General features: G+C 64.2%; 18 protein-coding genes. 9 read left to right on the plus strand and 9 right to left on the minus strand.

What is annotated here, in order from left to right:
- Window positions 1–825 (plus strand): shikimate dehydrogenase, encoded by an 825-nt coding sequence (gene aroE / locus AC25ND_RS05990; protein ID WP_062360019.1) that lies wholly within the window; start codon window positions 1–3, stop codon window positions 823–825.
- A 318-nt stretch (window positions 826–1,143) separates the two neighbouring features.
- Here aroE and AC25ND_RS05995 read toward each other — a convergent pair whose 3' ends face one another.
- From AC25ND_RS05995 to betC, 3 genes are all read right to left on the minus strand, one after another.
- Complete coding sequence (locus tag AC25ND_RS05995) at window positions 1,144–2,709, minus strand: SulP family inorganic anion transporter (RefSeq protein WP_486976163.1); 1,566 nt, start codon at window positions 2,707–2,709, stop codon at window positions 1,144–1,146.
- 149 nt (window positions 2,710–2,858) lie between these two features.
- Complete coding sequence (gene choX / locus AC25ND_RS06000) at window positions 2,859–3,782, minus strand: choline ABC transporter substrate-binding protein (RefSeq protein ID WP_486976164.1); 924 nt, start codon at window positions 3,780–3,782, stop codon at window positions 2,859–2,861.
- Window positions 3,783–3,796: 14 nt separating this feature from the next.
- Entirely contained in the window at window positions 3,797–5,314 is a 1,518-nt protein-coding gene (gene betC / locus AC25ND_RS06005; protein WP_486976165.1) for a choline-sulfatase, read from the minus strand.
- A 109-nt stretch (window positions 5,315–5,423) separates the two neighbouring features.
- On the opposite strand from betC, the gene AC25ND_RS06010 reads away from it, so the two are divergent.
- A complete protein-coding gene (locus AC25ND_RS06010) occupies window positions 5,424–6,320 on the plus strand; it encodes a choline sulfate utilization transcriptional regulator (RefSeq protein WP_069015971.1) in 897 nt (298 codons plus the stop codon).
- A gap of 51 nt (window positions 6,321–6,371) precedes the next feature.
- Entirely contained in the window at window positions 6,372–6,704 is a 333-nt protein-coding gene (locus tag AC25ND_RS06015) for a DOPA 4,5-dioxygenase family protein (protein WP_236248620.1), read from the plus strand.
- Window positions 6,705–6,803: 99 nt separating this feature from the next.
- Here the strand turns inward: AC25ND_RS06015 and trpA are convergent, their stop codons facing one another.
- Complete coding sequence (trpA, locus tag AC25ND_RS06020) at window positions 6,804–7,613, minus strand: tryptophan synthase subunit alpha (RefSeq protein ID WP_062360012.1); 810 nt, start codon at window positions 7,611–7,613, stop codon at window positions 6,804–6,806.
- Window positions 7,610–8,827 carry a tryptophan synthase subunit beta gene (gene trpB / locus AC25ND_RS06025; protein WP_062360010.1) on the minus strand — a complete coding sequence of 406 codons (1,218 nt, stop codon included), beginning with the start codon at window positions 8,825–8,827 and terminating at the stop codon, window positions 7,610–7,612. The genes trpA and trpB overlap by 4 nt, the downstream gene beginning before the upstream one ends.
- 110 nt (window positions 8,828–8,937) lie before the next feature.
- Between trpB and AC25ND_RS06030 the strand changes: the two genes are divergently transcribed.
- Window positions 8,938–9,831, plus strand: a complete 894-nt coding sequence (locus AC25ND_RS06030; RefSeq protein WP_028688717.1) for a LysR family transcriptional regulator — start codon at window positions 8,938–8,940, stop codon at window positions 9,829–9,831.
- Here AC25ND_RS06030 and AC25ND_RS06035 read toward each other — a convergent pair.
- Window positions 9,828–10,154: an ElaB/YgaM/YqjD family protein gene (locus AC25ND_RS06035; RefSeq protein WP_028688716.1), complete on the minus strand. Its 327-nt coding sequence runs from the start codon at window positions 10,152–10,154 to the stop codon at window positions 9,828–9,830. The two genes, AC25ND_RS06030 and AC25ND_RS06035, sit on opposite strands and share 4 nt — an antisense overlap.
- 150 nt (window positions 10,155–10,304) lie before the next feature.
- Here AC25ND_RS06035 and AC25ND_RS06040 point away from each other — a divergent pair, with 150 nt between their 5' ends.
- Together AC25ND_RS06040 and AC25ND_RS06045 are read left to right on the plus strand one after the other, a co-directional pair.
- Entirely contained in the window at window positions 10,305–10,520 is a 216-nt protein-coding gene (locus AC25ND_RS06040; RefSeq protein ID WP_011531496.1) for a dodecin, read from the plus strand.
- A 102-nt stretch (window positions 10,521–10,622) separates the two neighbouring features.
- Window positions 10,623–10,844: a DUF1161 domain-containing protein gene (locus AC25ND_RS06045; protein ID WP_028688715.1), complete on the plus strand. Its 222-nt coding sequence runs from the start codon at window positions 10,623–10,625 to the stop codon at window positions 10,842–10,844.
- A gap of 75 nt (window positions 10,845–10,919) precedes the next feature.
- On the opposite strand, the gene AC25ND_RS06050 is transcribed toward AC25ND_RS06045, so the two are convergent.
- Window positions 10,920–11,924, minus strand: a complete 1,005-nt coding sequence (locus AC25ND_RS06050) for an LLM class flavin-dependent oxidoreductase (RefSeq protein ID WP_028688714.1) — start codon at window positions 11,922–11,924, stop codon at window positions 10,920–10,922.
- A 152-nt stretch (window positions 11,925–12,076) separates the two neighbouring features.
- Here AC25ND_RS06050 and AC25ND_RS06055 point away from each other — a divergent pair, with 152 nt between their 5' ends.
- Window positions 12,077–12,502, plus strand: coding sequence for an OsmC family protein (locus tag AC25ND_RS06055; protein ID WP_028688713.1), 426 nt, complete (start codon window positions 12,077–12,079; stop codon window positions 12,500–12,502).
- Window positions 12,503–12,577: 75 nt separating this feature from the next.
- The gene (locus AC25ND_RS06060) at window positions 12,578–12,811 is read left to right on the plus strand and encodes a DUF1161 domain-containing protein (protein ID WP_236248623.1); all 234 of its coding nucleotides are present in this window, start codon (window positions 12,578–12,580) and stop codon (window positions 12,809–12,811) included.
- Window positions 12,812–12,850: 39 nt separating this feature from the next.
- On the opposite strand, the gene AC25ND_RS06065 is transcribed toward AC25ND_RS06060, so the two are convergent.
- Both AC25ND_RS06065 and AC25ND_RS06070 read right to left on the minus strand, forming a co-directional pair.
- Window positions 12,851–13,264 carry a PA0061/PA0062 family lipoprotein gene (locus tag AC25ND_RS06065; RefSeq protein WP_028688711.1) on the minus strand — a complete coding sequence of 138 codons (414 nt, stop codon included), beginning with the start codon at window positions 13,262–13,264 and terminating at the stop codon, window positions 12,851–12,853.
- 55 nt (window positions 13,265–13,319) lie between these two features.
- The gene (locus AC25ND_RS06070) at window positions 13,320–13,739 is read right to left on the minus strand and encodes a PA0061/PA0062 family lipoprotein (RefSeq protein ID WP_028688710.1); all 420 of its coding nucleotides are present in this window, start codon (window positions 13,737–13,739) and stop codon (window positions 13,320–13,322) included.
- 88 nt (window positions 13,740–13,827) lie between these two features.
- Here AC25ND_RS06070 and AC25ND_RS06075 point away from each other — a divergent pair, with 88 nt between their 5' ends.
- Window positions 13,828–14,898 carry an aminopeptidase gene (locus AC25ND_RS06075; protein WP_062360005.1) on the plus strand — a complete coding sequence of 357 codons (1,071 nt, stop codon included), beginning with the start codon at window positions 13,828–13,830 and terminating at the stop codon, window positions 14,896–14,898.
- The last annotated feature ends 15 nt before the right edge of the window (window positions 14,899–14,913 follow it).

Raw genomic sequence — 14,913 nt, forward strand, 5'->3', positions numbered from 1 at the left:
ATGGACCAGTACGTCGTATTCGGCAACCCAATCGGCCATAGCAAGTCGCCGCTGATCCACCGCCTGTTCGCTGACCAGACCGGCCAGGACCTGGAGTACGCCACCCTGCTGGCGCCGTTGGACGAGTTCAGCGACTGCGCCACAGGCTTCTTCAAGCAAGGCAGCGGCGCCAACGTCACCGTGCCATTCAAGGAAGAGGCCTATCGCCTGTGCGACAGCCTCACCCCGCGTGCGCAACGTGCTGGCGCGGTGAACACCCTGACCAAGCTGGCCGACGGTACCTTGCAAGGCGACAACACCGACGGCGCCGGGCTGGTGCGTGACCTGACGGTGAACGCCGGGGTGACCTTGGCTGGCAAGCGCATCCTTATCCTTGGCGCCGGCGGTGCTGTTCGGGGTGTGCTGGAGCCGATCCTGGCGCACAAGCCACAGTCGCTGGTGATCGCCAACCGTACCGTCGAGAAAGCCGAGCAGCTGGCGCGGGAGTTCGATGAGCTGGGGCCGGTGGTGGCCAGTGGTTTCAGCTGGTTGCAGGAGCCGGTAGACGTGATCATCAACGCTACTTCTGCGAGCTTGTCTGGCGAACTGCCGCCGATTGCCGACAGCCTGGTCGAGGCGGGGCGCACCGTCTGCTACGACATGATGTATGGCAAGGAGCCGACACCTTTCTGCCAGTGGGCCAGCAAGCTGGGTGCGGCCAAGGTGCTGGATGGGCTGGGGATGCTGGCCGAGCAGGCGGCCGAGGCGTTCTTTATCTGGCGGGGGGTGCGTCCTGACACGGTGCCTGTGCTGGATGAGTTGCGTCGGCAACTGGCGCGCAGTTGACTTCGGGGCGCTGTTGGATGAATTGGCGTTCCAGGTCGATTTGCTGCTGGTAGTGAGCGAGTTTGGCTGTGGATTGCGTTTCGCCAGTGTAGGGATCGCGAGCGGTCATGTCGCTTTCCAGCCGGGCAATCCGTACTTGAGCATCGGCAACGCTCCAGCAGTTATCCACAGCGCCGCTGCCTTGAGCAGCTAGTAATGGCACGAGTGCCAGGGCGAGATGAACGCAACTACTCATGGCGTGCTCCGCAGTGAATGAGCGTTGTTTACTCTTTCATCGCCTGCACGCTGTTCGCAACTGACAGAAATGCCAGTTGACCATCAGCCCTCGAAGCGAATCGGGCAACTCGCCATGCCTTCCAGCTTCTGCAGTTCCTCGATCACCTGCGGCCTTGCCCGCTGCAACGTCAGGCTTCCGCCATTACGCATCAACCGCCGCGCCTCGCGGTGCAACATATCCACACCCGAATAATCGATGAAGTTCACCTGTCGCGCATCGATCACCACATGCGGCCCCTGGCAGCGCTGCAAGCGCAGCTGCAGGTAATGCGCCGCGCCGAAGAAGATCGACCCGCCCACCCGCAACACGTCCGCCTCCCCTTCCCGGCTCTGCTGCACTCGCGGACTCGAGGTGCGCTTGAGGTAGAAGAACAGCGATGCCAGCACCCCGGCGTAGATCGCCGTCTGCAGCTCGAGCAGCAGGGTCGCGGCGGCGGTCAGCGCCATGACCAGGAACTCCGAACGGCTGACCCGGAACAGCGCGCGGATGCCGCGATGGTCTACCAGCCCCCAGCAAATCAGCAAGATGCTGCCCGCCATCGCCGGGATCGGCAGATGGGCGATCAGCCCGGCCCCCGCCACCGCGAACAGCGCCACCCACAGCGCCGAGAACACCCCGGCCAACGGCGAGCGGGCCCCTGCGTCGTAGCTGAGCCCGGAGCGGGTAAAGGAGCCGGAGGACAGGTAGCCGGATAACAATGCCCCGATGATGTTCGACAAGCCCTGGGCGCGAATCTCCTGGTTGGCGTCGATCAGTTGCTCGGAACGTGCGGACAGGGAACGGGCGATGGACAGGCTGGTGACCAGCCCGAGCATGCCGACAGCCACGGCACTGGGCAGCAGGCGTAGGATCAGCTCCACATCGAGTAACGGCAGTGGGCTGAGCGGTGGCAACTGGCCGACGAAGGCGGGCACACGCGGCACATGGCCGAACACGCCGGGCAACAGCCAGGCCGTCAGGCTGACCAGCAGCAGACTTATCAACAGGCTCGGCCAGCGTGGCCGCCACAGTTTCAACAGCACGCCAATCGCCAGGGTGCTCAGCCCCAGCACCAGCGATGGCATGTCCACCTCGCCAACATGACCAGCCAGTTCCTCCACGGTCTTCAGAGCCGTGGCCTGGCTTGGCAGGTCCAGGCCCAGCAGGTTGGGCAGTTGCCCCAGCGCGATGACGACGGCGGCACCGAGGGTGAAGCCCAGCACCACCGAATGGGAGACGAAGTTGACCAGCGCGCCGAAGCGCAGCAGTCCCAGCATGAGCTGGAAGACGCCGCCGAGGAAGGTCAGCAGCAGCACCAGGGTCACGTAGTCGTCGCTGCCGGCCACGGCCAGCGGGCTGATGCTGGCATACAGGACGATGGAGATGGCGGCGGTGGGGCCGCAGATCAGGTGCCAGGACGAGCCCCACAGGCAGGCCACCAGCACCGGCACGATGGCGGCGTACAGGCCGTACTCGGCGGGCAGACCGGCGATCAGGGCGTAGGCGATGGATTGCGGCAGGGCAAGGATAGCGCCGCTTAGGCCTACCAGCAGGTCCTGGCGCAGGCTGCGGCCCGATTGACGGGGGAGCCAGGTGAGGAAGGGCAGCAGGTGGTGGAGACGAGGCATGCGTCATTCCTGTTCAGTATCGCTGGCGAGGGCCTTGCCCTCGTTTCGCGACACAAGGCCGCCCCCACAGAAGAGCGCGAATCCCTGTGGGAGCGGCCTTGCGTCGCGAAAGGGCCGCAGAGCGGCCCCGGCAGCCTAACAGACAAAAATCAGAGTTTGGCTTTAACCGCTTCTGCTGCGTCCCCACCAGCCTTGGTAGTCACTCCAGCCAACCAGCCATCCAGCAACTCTGGGCGCTTCTTCACCCAAGCCCTGGCCGCCTCATCAAAGCTCACCTTCTTGTCCACAACCTCGGCCATGATGCTGTTCTCCATGTCCAGCGTGAACGTCAGGTTGCTCAACAGCTTCGCCGCATTCGGGCAAGCCTGTGGATATCCCTTGCGAGTCAGCGTGTACACATCACCTTTGCTCCCAAACCATTTTTCGCCACCCGTGAGGTAATGCATCTTCAACTTCACGTTCATTGGATGCGGTGTCCAGCCGAGGAAGGTGATGAACTGCTGCTTCTTCACCGCTCGATCCACCTGGGCCAGCATCGCCTGTTCGCTGGATTCGACGAGCTTCCACTGCCCAAGCGCGAAGTCGTTCTTGTCGATGATCGCCTTCAGCGACAGGTTGGCCGGTGCGCCGGAGCCGATGCCGTAGAGCTTCTTGTCGAACCTGTCGGCGTACTTGTGCAGGTCGGCGAATTCCTTAACGCCGGCCTCCCAGACATAATCGGGCACCGCCAGGGTAAATTCGGTGCCCTCCAGGTTGCGCGCCAGCTGTTGCACGTCGCCATTGGCGATGAACTTGTCATGAAAACCCTGCTGCGCCGGCATCCAGTTGCCGAGGAAGGCATCCACCCGGCCATCTTTCAGGCCGCCGTAGATGATCGGCACGGCCAGGCTGTCGATCTTCACCTGGTAACCCAGGCTTTCCAAGAGCAGGCGGGCGACGGCGTTGGTGCTGGCGATATCGCTCCAGCCGGGGTCGGCCAGTTTCACGGTGCTGCATTGCGCGTCGCCGTCGGCGGCGTGGGCCGTGCCCAGGCTCAGGGCCAGGGCAAGTACGGCGGTGGAGAACTTCTGCATGGCGGCCTCTCTTCTCAATCCAGGGGTGCGGGCTGTGGATAACGTGCCTTGCGCTCGAGGTCGTCGAGATCGATGTGGTTGCGCATGTACTGTTGGCTGGCGTCCACCAGCGGTTGGTGGTCCCAGCTTTTCAGCGTGCCGATGGCCAGCGCCTCGGCTACCAGGCGGCGGCGGCGTTGGCTGGCCAGCACCTGCTGGCGCAGGCTGGGGATATCCCAGCGCAGCTTCGCTTCATGGACAAATGCCTGCAGCAGCGCCTGGTGGTCGGGGCTGCCGGTGAGGTTCTCCCGCTCGTGCGGGTCGCGGCTCAGGTCGTAGAGTAAACAGGGGTCGTCCTCGCTGTACACGAACTTGTAGGCGCCGCGGCGGATCATCATCAGCGGGCCGACGGTACCTTCGGCCATGTATTCGCCGATCACCTCGTCATGCCCGCCCTGCCCTTGCAGGTGGCCGAGCAGCGAGCGGCCGTCCAGGTGCAGGTCTTTATCCACAGCACCGCCAGCCAGCTCGACCAACGTCGGCAGCAGGTCACAGGTGGAAACGCTGGCGCTGATGCGCGCAGGTTTGAAGTGCTTGGGCGCGTGGATCAGCAGCGGTACCCGCGCCGACATCTCGAACCAGTGCATCTTGTACCAAAGCCCCCGCTCGCCAAGCATGTCGCCGTGGTCGCCGGAGAAGACGATCAGGGTGTCGTCGGCCAGGCCGCAGTCTTCCAGCGTCTGCAGAAGCAGGCCGATATTGTCGTCGATATAGCTGCAGGCGCCGAAGTAGGCGCGGCGGGCATCGCGGATCTTGTCCACGGGCAGCGGCTTGTCCCACAGGTCATAGACCTTGAGCAGGCGCTGCGAGTGCGGGTCTTGCTGGCTCTGGGCGATCACGTCGCGGGGTAGCGGGATATCCACAGCCTCGTAGAGATCCCAGTAGCGTTTGGGGATGGTGTACGGATCGTGCGGGTGGGTCATCGACACGGTCAGGCAGAACGGCCGGCCATCGTCTTCGCGCACGTGGTCATAAAGGTACTGGCGTGCCTTGAACACCACCTCCTCGTCGAAATCCAGCTGGTTGGTGCGCACGCACGGCCCGGCCTGAAGCACCGAGGACATGTTGTGGTACCAGCTCGGGCGCTCGTCAGGCGCGTCCCAGTTCACCGCCCAGCCATAGTCGGCCGGGTAGATGTCGCTGGTCAGGCGCTCTTCGTAGCCGTGCAACTGGTCCGGGCCGCAGAAATGCATCTTGCCCGACAGCGCGGTGCGGTAGCCGATGCGGCGCAGGTAGTGGGCGTAGGTCGGAATGTCGGCGGGAAAGTCGGCGGCGTTGTCGTAGGCGCCGATGTGGCTGGGCAACTGGCCGCTGACCAGGGTGAAGCGCGAGGGCGCGCACAGCGGGCTGTTGCAGTAGGCGGAGTCGAACACCACGGCCTGCTCGGCGAGGCGCGCCAGGTTGGGCATCTTGATCGGCGACGGGCTGTAGATCGGCAACAGCGGCGCGGCCATCTGGTCGGCCATGATGAACAGGATATTGGGTTGCTTCATGGTGCCCTTCCATCGTCGAGAGTTATGGTGAACGCTTGCAATACAGCATGGGGCTGTGGATAAGGTGGGTAAAGCCCACGTCGGGCAATGACTGGGATTAGCCATGCTTATGTTTGAACACCTTGCCGACCTGTCTCTGGACGCATTGCGCGTGTTCGAGTCCGCCGCGCGCTTGCGTAGCTTCACGGCTGCGGCCGTGGAGCTGGGCACCACCCAGCCGGCGGTCAGCCAGCAGATGAAGCGCCTGGAGGCGCAGTTGGGCACGCGGTTGTTCGACCGGATCTACCGGGGCATCGAGTTGACCGAGGCGGGGTTGCTATTGTTCGAACAGGTGCACCAGGGCTTGCAGGCGATGGACGATGGCGTCGCCCAAGCCAGTGGGCGCGGCCAGCGCGAGGTGCTGCAGGTGGCTACGGACTTCGCCTTTGCGGCGTTCTGGCTGATGCCGCGCTTGCAGCGTTTCCACGACGCTTATCCACAGGTGGACGTGAGCCTGGTGACCGGCGAGCGCAGCCAGGGGATGTTGCGCCCGGACATCGATGTGGCGGTGCTGTTTGGTGATGGGCGTTTCCATCAGGGCGAGAGTCGCTGGTTGTTCGACGAGGAGGTCTTCCCGGTCTGCAGCCCACGGCTGACTCATGGCAAACCCTTGTCAGCCGAGGCTTTGCAACGATTGCCGTTGTTGCACCTGAAGGGCGAGCAGGCCAGTCGCTGGTTCGATTGGGCCGGTGTCTTCCGTGGTCTTGGTGTGGACAGCCCTCCTCCGTCCGGTCAACTGCGGTTCGACAACTACACCCTGCTGATTCAGGCGGCGATTGCTGGCCAAGGCGTGGCGATCGGCTGGGCGCATCTGGTGGACGGGCTGGTCGGGCAGGGGCTGCTGTGCCGGCCGCTGAAAGGCAGCTTGCGCTCGAAGCGGGGGTATTACGTGGTGCTGCCGCCACGCAAGCGGCGTGGGGCGTTGATCGAGCGGTTTGTGGATTGGCTGGAGCAGGAGCGCCTGTAATGAGATGGCGTAGACTTCAAGATGTTCGCATTACTGCAATCAGGAGCCATCGTGCAAAGGATCAAGGGCTATCACGCCCACGTGTACTACGACGCATCGACCATGGAGCAGGCCCGTGAACTATGCGAGGAAGCAACGCGGCTGTTTCCCGTGACCATGGGACGCATGCACCAGAAACTGGTCGGGCCGCACCCTGACTGGAGCTGTCAGCTGGCCTTCGGGCCGGAGGTGGTGGGTGTGGTGTTGCCGTGGCTGGCGCTGTATCGCAAGGGGCTGGTGGTGTTCCTGCACCCGGAAACCGGGGATGAGCTGGCGGATCACCGCGATCATGCGATCTGGATGGGGGCGATCAGGCCGTTGGATCTGTCGATATTTGGTGCTTGATGCAACAGTGGGAGCGGGCTTGTCCCGCGACAGCGGCGGTGAGTCCACCATCGTTATCGCGGGGCAAGCCCGCTCCCACAAATACACCTGCTGCGCGGATCAGTTGCGGGCGGCGCGCACGCCTTCGGCCAGCGCCGAGCACAGGTTCAGCACATCCTTCACTGCCTGACCGGCATCCTTGGCCTGGGCGATCTTGTCGACCAGCGCCGAACCGACCACCACGCCATCGGCCAGGCGGGCAATGGCAGCAGCCTGCTCCGGTGTGCGGATGCCGAAACCGACGCTGATCGGCAGATCGGTATGCCGGCGCAGGCGCGCAATGGCCTCGGTCACATGCTCGGTGGTTGCCGAACCCGCACCGGTCACACCTGCCACCGACACGTAGTAGACGAACCCGGAGCTGCGCTCCAGCACGCGCGGCAGGCGCGCATCGTCGGTGGTCGGGGTGGTCAGGCGGATGAAGTCGATGCCTGCGGCCTGGGCCGGGGTGGCCAGTTCGGCGTCGTGTTCCGGTGGCAGGTCGACGATGATCAGGCCATCGACGCCCGCTTCTTTTGCCTCGGCGACGAACTGCTCCACGCCGAAGCGGTGGATCGGGTTGTAGTAACCCATCAGCACGATGGGCGTGGTCTGGTTATCCACACGGAATTCGCGAACCATCTGCAGGGTCTTGGCCAGGGTCTGGCCGGCTTCCAGGGCGCGCAGGGTGGCGAGCTGGATGGCCACGCCGTCGGCCATCGGGTCGGTGAACGGCATGCCCAGTTCGATCACATCGGCGCCAGCGGCCGGCAGGCCCTTGAGGATCTCCAGCGAGGCGTCGTAGCCCGGGTCGCCAGCGGTGACGAAGGTGACCAGGGCGGAACGGCCTTCGGCCTTCAGTTCGGCGAAGCGTTGTTCGAGACGGCTCATGCCTGTTTCTCCTGGGCGGCCATGTGGTTCATCACAGTTTGCATGTCCTTGTCGCCGCGACCGGACAGGCAGATCACCATCAGGTGGTCCTTGGGCAGCTTCGGCGCGCGCTTGATCGCCTCGGCCAGGGCGTGGGAGCTTTCCAGCGCCGGGATGATGCCCTCCAGGCGGCAGGTGGCGTGGAAGGCGTCGAGGGCCTCGTCGTCGGTGATGCTGACGTACTCCACGCGTTTCACTTCGTGCAGGTAGGCGTGCTCCGGGCCGATGCCGGGGTAGTCCAGGCCTGCGGAGATCGAGTGGGCGTCGGTGATCTGGCCGTCGTCGTCCTGCAGCAGGTAGGTGCGGTTGCCGTGCAGCACACCCGGCACGCCGCCGTTGAGGCTGGCCGCGTGCTTGTCGGTGTCCACGCCGTGGCCGCCGGCTTCGACGCCGATGATCTGCACGCTGGCGTCATCGAGGAAGTCGTGGAACAGGCCCATGGCGTTGGAGCCGCCGCCGACGCAGGCGATCAGGCTGTCGGGCAGGCGCCCTTCCTTCTCCTGCAGCTGGGCGCGGGTTTCCTTGCCGATGATCGACTGGAAGTCGCGGACCATCGCCGGGTACGGGTGCGGGCCTGCCACGGTGCCGATCAGGTAGAAGGTGTCCTCTACGTTGGTGACCCAGTCGCGCAGGGCCTCGTTCATGGCGTCCTTCAGGGTGCCGGTGCCGGCGGTCACCGGGACGATCTCGGCACCCAGCAGCTTCATGCGGAACACGTTGGCCTGCTGGCGCTCGATGTCGGTGGCGCCCATGTAGATCACGCAGGGCAGGCCGAAGCGCGCGGCGACGGTGGCGGTGGCCACGCCGTGCATGCCGGCGCCGGTCTCGGCGATCAGGCGCTTCTTGCCCATGCGCTTGGCCAGCAGCACCTGGCCGATGCAGTTGTTCACCTTGTGCGCGCCGGTGTGGTTGAGCTCTTCACGCTTGAAGAAGATCTTCGCGCCGCCGCAGTGCTCGGTCAGGCGCTCGGCGAAGTACAGCGGGTTGGGGCGGCCGATGTAGTCGCGCTGGAAGTAGGCCAGTTCTTCGAGGAACGTGGGGTCGGCCTTGGCCGCTTCGTATTCGCGGGCCAGGTCCAGCACCAGGGGCATCAGGGTTTCGGCCACGTAGCGGCCGCCGAACGAGCCGAACAGGCCGTTGGCATCGGGGCCGGCGCGGTATTGGGTCTGGGTCATGGGGCGCTCCAGGGCGTAATGGATGAGTGATGGGCTTTACTCTAACCACGACGTGGCCGGCTGAAAACCGATAAGATTGCGCAAACCTGTCAGGAAAACTCACAACTCAAATGGCCCATGACCTTCCCCCCCTCAACGCCCTGCGGGCTTTCGAGGCGACCGCCCGGCTGAACAGTGTCAGCCAGGCTGCCGAGGCGCTGCATGTGACCCATGGTGCCGTCAGCCGGCAGATCAAGGTGCTCGAGGAGCATCTGGGCGTGGCCCTGTTCGGCAAGGATGGGCGTGGCGTCAAACTCACAGATGCCGGGGTGCGCCTGCGTGATGCCAGCTTCGAGGCGTTCGACCGGCTGCGCGGTGTCTGCGCCGAGCTTTCCCGCGATGCCGACGAAGCACCCTTCGTGCTCGGCTGTTCTGGCAGCCTGCTGGCGCGCTGGTTCATTCCGCGGCTGGGGCGCCTGAAGGCCGACCTGCCGGAGTTGCGCCTGCACCTGTCCGCGGGTGAAGGCGATCTCGATCCGCGGCGCCCGGGGCTGGATGCGTTGCTGGTCTATGCCGAGCCGCCATGGCCGGCGGACATGCAGGTACATGTGCTCGCCGAAGAGTGGATCGGTCCGGTGATGAGTCCGCGCTTCGAAGGCTTCGATCGTTTGAAAGCCGCGCCAGCCGTGGCGTTGCAACGCGAGGCCGTGCTCCACACGACTTCGCGGCCACAGGCCTGGCCGACCTGGGCGCAGCAGCATGGCATCGAGCCTGGCACTTTGAGTTACGGCCAGGCATTCGAGCATTTGTACTACCTGCTGGAAGCGGCGGTGGCCGGCCTTGGCGTGGCCATCGCGCCACAGCCGCTGGTGGCGGACGACCTGAAGGCCGGGCGGCTGGCTGCGCCTTGGGGATTCTCCCCGACCCACGCTGCGTTGGCCCTGTGGGTGCCCCGGCGCGCCGCGGACGGGCGCGCCGAGCAGCTGGCGCAATGGCTGCGCCGGGAGCTGCAGCAGGTCGGCTAGTTATTACGCCGGCACATCAGGTAGGCGGCCAGCAGGCCGAGGGCGCCAACTGCCACACCCGCAGTGGTCCAGGGATGTTCCTGGGCATAGTCTCGGGTGGCAACACCGGTCTGGCGGGTGCGGGTCTTCACTTCCTCGTAGGCATCGCTGAGCAGGCTGCGCGAATGCTTGAGGGCGTTCTCGGCATTGCCGCGCAGCGCCTTCATGGTCTTGTGGGACTCCTCCGAGGCATCGTGCTTGAGGTGCTCCAGTGTCTTGAGCAGGCTTTCGATCTCGGCTTCCATGCTTTCCAGGGAGGTTTGGCGCAGGGAATTGCGTGGCATGTTGACTCTCCTTCGCGGTATGGGCTGTTAGGAATGCGACTGCGCGGCGCTGAGAAAGTGCAGTCGAACTTTCTCCTGCGCCGATCGCTCGCAGGTAAACCGGGCCTGCGCTGCTAGGCTCAACGGACTACCCAACCCAGGAGAGCACTCATGTCGGATCATCACACCTACAAGAAGATCGAGCTGGTCGGATCCTCCCCCACCAGCATCGAAGAAGCGATCAACAATGCCCTGGCCGAGGCCGGCAAGAGCATCAAGCACCTGGAATGGTTCGAGGTGGTCGATACCCGCGGGCATATCCGCGACAACAAGGCCGCGCACTTCCAGGTGACGCTGAAGGTGGGCTTCCGCATCGCCAACAGCTGAAACGAAGCTGGGCTAGGCTTGCCCGGCCTGATCGGGTAATAAGGTTGCAGGGCGCGAGCTTCGCGCCCTTTTCGTCTTGGATCTGTACAAGGAAAGCGATCGATGAAGAAGTTGATTCTGGCCGTGGGGCTGATGGCGTTGGCCGGTGGTGCGCTGGCGGCGGGCAAGCCGTGCGAGGAGCTCAAGGCGGAGATTGCGGCGAAGCTGGATGCCAAGGGGGTGAAGGGTTACAAGCTTACGATCGCCCCCAAGGGTGATCCTGCCGACAAGGTGGTGGGTACCTGCGAGGCTGGGACCAAGGTAATTGCCTATAGTCGTGACTGATTGTGGCTCCATCGCGGGGCAAGCTCGCTCCCACAGAGCGTACCCTGTAGGAGTGGGCTTGCCCCGCGATGACCTTTAACCGGTCTTCAAGGCCTGCGCCATCAGCTCATAGGACCTGATCCGGTCGGCATGCTCGTACAGATCGCTGGTGAAGATCAGCTCATCCGCCCCGGTCTGTTCCAGCAGCACCTCCACCTTCGCCCGCACCTTCTGCGGGCTGCCGATCATCGCCAGGCCCAGGAAACTGCTCACCGCATCGCGCTCATGGGGCAGCCACAGTCCATTCATGCTTTCGACCGGCGGGCGCTGCATCAGGCTCTGGCCACGGATCAGCGCGAGGATACGCTGGTACACCGACGTCGCCAGGTACTCGGCCTTCTCGTCGGTCTCGGCAACCACCATCGGGATGCCGAGCATCACGTAAGGCTTGTCCAGCGTGGTGGACGGCTTGAAATGGTCGCGGTAGATGCGGATCGCCTCGTGCATGTAGCGCGGCGCGAAGTGCGAGGCAAAGGCATAGGGCATGCCGCGCATGCCTGCCAGCTGGGCACTGAACAGGCTGGAGCCGAGCAACCACATTGGCACCTCGGTGTCGTGGCCAGGCACGGCGATCACTTTCTGATCATCTGTACGCGGGCCGAGGTAACGCGACAGTTCCTCGACATCGTCGGGGAAGTCGTCGGCACTGCCGGAGCGTTCACGGCGCAGGGCGCGGGCGGTCATCTGGTCGGAGCCCGGGGCGCGGCCCAGGCCCAGGTCGATACGCCCCGGGTACAGGCTGGCCAGGGTGCCGAACTGCTCGGCGATCACCAGCGGTGCATGGTTGGGCAGCATCACCCCGCCGGAGCCGACGCGGATGCTCGAGGTGCCGCCGGCCAGGTAGCCGATCAGCACGGCGGTGGCCGAACTGGCGATGCCGTCCATGTTGTGGTGTTCGGCGACCCAGAAGCGGTTGTAGCCGAAGCGCTCGACGTGCCGGGCCAGGTCCAGCGAGTTGCGCAGTGATTGCGCGGGGCTCCCATCGGCGCGCACGGGCACCAGGTCGAGGGTGGATATCTTCAGGTCTCGCAGGTGCGTCATTGGAGCCTCCGCTTCAGGTGATTGGCCATGGCCTTCTGGACTCTGTATGGGCATATTCGCCGGATTCAATGCCTTCCTGCGGATTGATCTGAACTTGGCGTGGGCTTGGTCCTCAGAACCTTAGACACCCCAACCCTGTGACAGGAGGCAGCATGAAGAAGACAGCATCGGCGGTCTGGCAAGGTGGCCTGAAGGATGGCAAGGGCCAGATCTCCACTGAAAGCGGCGCGCTCAAGCAAGCGCCCTACGGCTTCAACACCCGTTTCGAAGGCACGCCTGGGACCAACCCGGAGGAACTGATCGGCGCTGCCCATGCCGGCTGCTTCTCCATGGCGTTGTCGATGATGTTGGGCGAGGCGGGATTCACGCCTGAACGGATCGACACTCACGCCGAGGTAAGCCTGGACAAGCAGGCTGATGGCTTTGCCATCACCGCCGTTCACCTGACCCTCAAGGCCACCGTGCCTGGGGCCAGCGAGGCGCAGTTCCAGGAGATCGCCAACAAGGCCAAGGCTGGGTGTCCGGTGTCCAAGGTGCTCAACGCGACGATAAGCTTGGACGCCACCCTGCTGTCCTAGGCGGCGCAACGGCGGCGGTTTCCTGTAGTCTAAACAGCGTTGGCAGCTCGTCTGCCCTGCCCCAGGAGCCGTTCCATGATCCGCGTTGCATTTGGTGTGCTGGCTTCCCTGCTGGCCACCGCCGCACTGGCCGCGCCCAAGCCGTGCGAGGAACTGAAGGCCGAGATCGAAGCGAAGATCCAGGCGAACAAGGTTTCCTCCTACACGCTTGAGATCGTGTCCAATGCCGAGGTCAGTGATCCCAACATGATCGTTGGCAGCTGCGAGGGCGGCACGAAGAAGATCATCTACCAGAAGAACGATCAGTAAGGTTCGACGGTCGGGGCTGCACGGCAGCCCCATCATCGTTCAAGGAATACAGGTGACGTTGCTCGGCTCGTTCACGACCACCTTTCGGTTGGCGTCGTACAACAGCACCTGCGGCTGCATCGCCGGGGCCCGCGCTTCCAGGCGATAACGCTGGCCGGCCTTGAAATCGTTGTAGCGCACGGTGAGATAGCAGGTTCGCTCGGTGGGGTCAGTGCTGAAACCGCCGGAATAGATCTCGTAGTCGAAGCGCACCACCAGCTCATGCTTGCCAGGTGTCACCTGGAAGTAGCGGCCGTCATCCAGGCGCTGGCCGTCCAGACGGTCGGCCATGATGGTTCTGCCGGGGGTGATGGTGTAGAGATCGACCCAGGCCTTGCCTGGGTCAACGGGCGGCAAGGGGCTGGCGCACGCCCCCAGGGCACTGAGGGCCATCAGCATCATGGGCTGGCGCATGGTGAAACTCCCGCTCGCGGTTCACAGGTTACAAGCATAGCGCCGTTCGCGGGGTTCAGGTGCGCTGGCAGCCTGCCGGCTCGCCTTGGCCGATCAGTTTCTGCTGCTGGTCGTAAAGCTTGATCCAGGGGCGGAAACCGATACTGCCGGCCTGCATCTGATAGCGCTGCCCGGCCGTGAAGTCCTTGTAGGTGAGATTGAGCTGACAGTCGCGCCACAGCGGCTCGTCCACCGGGCCGATGTTGCTGGGCGTCACGGCGAACTGGTAGCGCACGGTCAGCTCGTGATTGCCGGGCTGCACCTCGAAATAGCGGGTGTCGGCCCAGGCGCGCTCATCAACCTGCAAGGCATGCAGCGAGTCGTTGTCACCCGGGGCCAGGTCGATCCAAGCCTGGTTCGGGTCGGCGCTGGGCAGGAATGAGGCACAACCGGACAGCAGCACGAGCGTGCCGGCGGCAAACAGCAGAGTACGCATGGCGAAGCTTCCCCTTTGCGAGATAGTCTTGGTCGCATTCGGCCGACGAGCGAGATAGACAGCCTCGATGTTTGGACTTTTTCTTTTCATGCGCTGCAGCCGTCGGGTTCTCGACCGCGTTTTCACCGGGTTGGTTCCCGTGGCGCTGGGCGTTCTGCTGAGCGGTTGCTCCAGCGTGAGCTACTACGGCCAACTGGCGGAGGGCCAGTGGCAGCTGTTGCGGGCACGCCAGCCGCTGGACCGGGTTATCGAGAGTCCTGCCACCAGCCCGGTGTTGCGCCAGCGCCTGTTGTTTGCCGAAAAGGCCCGGGCCTTCGCCAGCGCGCAGTTGAAGTTGCCGGACAACGGCAGTTACCGGGTCTACGCCGATTTGGGGCGACCGTATGTGGTATGGAATGTGTTCGCGACCCCTGAGCTGTCGTTGCAGCCGGTGACCCATTGCTTCCCCATCGCCGGCTGCGTGGCCTATCGAGGATATTACCGGCAGGGCGCGGCCCGCGGCGCGGCGGCGTTGATGCGCCAGGAGGGCCTGGATGTCTATGTGGGAGGTGTGGAGGCTTATTCCACCCTGGGCTGGTTCGACGATCCGATCCTGTCGACCATGGCCGGCTGGGGCGATGAGCGCCTGGCCACGGTGATCTTTCATGAGCTGGCGCACCAGCGCTTCTACGTGCAGGACGATACCGAGTTCAACGAGTCGTTCGCCTCCTTTGTCGAGCAGGAGGGAACACGGCAATGGCGCGCGGCACGTGGGTTGGCTGCCATCGATGAGGTCGGGGCCCGGCAGCGCGAACAGTTCACCCGGCTGGTGTTGGCCAGCCGCGAGCGATTGCAGGCAATTTATGCCGGGCCGTTGGATGAGGGGGGCAAGCGGGCAGCCAAGCAGGCCGAGTTCGAGCGGTTGCGGCGGGAGTACCGCGAGGTGCGGGACCGCGATTGGGGTGGGGATCGGCGTTTCGATGCCTGGATCTTTGCTCCATTGAACAATGCCAAGTTGCTGCCTTTTGGGCTTTATGACCAGTGGGTCCCGGCGTTTTCGAAGCTGTTCGATGAGGTTGGAGGAGACTGGGGACTGTTTTACGAGCGGGTCGAGGCGCTGGGGCGGATGCCGATCGAACAGCGCAAGGCGGTGCTTGGACGGTTGATGGCAAGGCCTTGAGATAAAGGGGCTGCT

It is taken from the genome of Pseudomonas sp. P110(2024), from assembly GCF_057480795.1.

Excerpts from the sequence above, each read along its gene's own strand:
- aroE (WP_062360019.1), top strand. The coding sequence starts at position 1 with ATGGACCAGTACGTCGTATTCGGCAACCCAATCGGCCATAGCAAGTCG.
- AC25ND_RS05995 (WP_486976163.1), bottom strand. The coding sequence starts at position 2,709 with ATGCCTCGTCTCCACCACCTGCTGCCCTTCCTCACCTGGCTCCCCCGT.
- choX (WP_486976164.1), bottom strand. The coding sequence starts at position 3,782 with ATGCAGAAGTTCTCCACCGCCGTACTTGCCCTGGCCCTGAGCCTGGGC.
- betC (WP_486976165.1), bottom strand. The coding sequence starts at position 5,314 with ATGAAGCAACCCAATATCCTGTTCATCATGGCCGACCAGATGGCCGCG.
- AC25ND_RS06010 (WP_069015971.1), top strand. The coding sequence starts at position 5,424 with ATGTTTGAACACCTTGCCGACCTGTCTCTGGACGCATTGCGCGTGTTC.
- trpA (WP_062360012.1), bottom strand. The coding sequence starts at position 7,613 with ATGAGCCGTCTCGAACAACGCTTCGCCGAACTGAAGGCCGAAGGCCGT.
- trpB (WP_062360010.1), bottom strand. The coding sequence starts at position 8,827 with ATGACCCAGACCCAATACCGCGCCGGCCCCGATGCCAACGGCCTGTTC.
- AC25ND_RS06030 (WP_028688717.1), top strand. The coding sequence starts at position 8,938 with ATGGCCCATGACCTTCCCCCCCTCAACGCCCTGCGGGCTTTCGAGGCG.
- AC25ND_RS06035 (WP_028688716.1), bottom strand. The coding sequence starts at position 10,154 with ATGCCACGCAATTCCCTGCGCCAAACCTCCCTGGAAAGCATGGAAGCC.
- AC25ND_RS06040 (WP_011531496.1), top strand. The coding sequence starts at position 10,305 with ATGTCGGATCATCACACCTACAAGAAGATCGAGCTGGTCGGATCCTCC.
- AC25ND_RS06045 (WP_028688715.1), top strand. The coding sequence starts at position 10,623 with ATGAAGAAGTTGATTCTGGCCGTGGGGCTGATGGCGTTGGCCGGTGGT.
- AC25ND_RS06050 (WP_028688714.1), bottom strand. The coding sequence starts at position 11,924 with ATGACGCACCTGCGAGACCTGAAGATATCCACCCTCGACCTGGTGCCC.
- AC25ND_RS06055 (WP_028688713.1), top strand. The coding sequence starts at position 12,077 with ATGAAGAAGACAGCATCGGCGGTCTGGCAAGGTGGCCTGAAGGATGGC.
- AC25ND_RS06060 (WP_236248623.1), top strand. The coding sequence starts at position 12,578 with ATGATCCGCGTTGCATTTGGTGTGCTGGCTTCCCTGCTGGCCACCGCC.
- AC25ND_RS06065 (WP_028688711.1), bottom strand. The coding sequence starts at position 13,264 with ATGCGCCAGCCCATGATGCTGATGGCCCTCAGTGCCCTGGGGGCGTGC.
- AC25ND_RS06070 (WP_028688710.1), bottom strand. The coding sequence starts at position 13,739 with ATGCGTACTCTGCTGTTTGCCGCCGGCACGCTCGTGCTGCTGTCCGGT.
- AC25ND_RS06075 (WP_062360005.1), top strand. The coding sequence starts at position 13,828 with ATGCGCTGCAGCCGTCGGGTTCTCGACCGCGTTTTCACCGGGTTGGTT.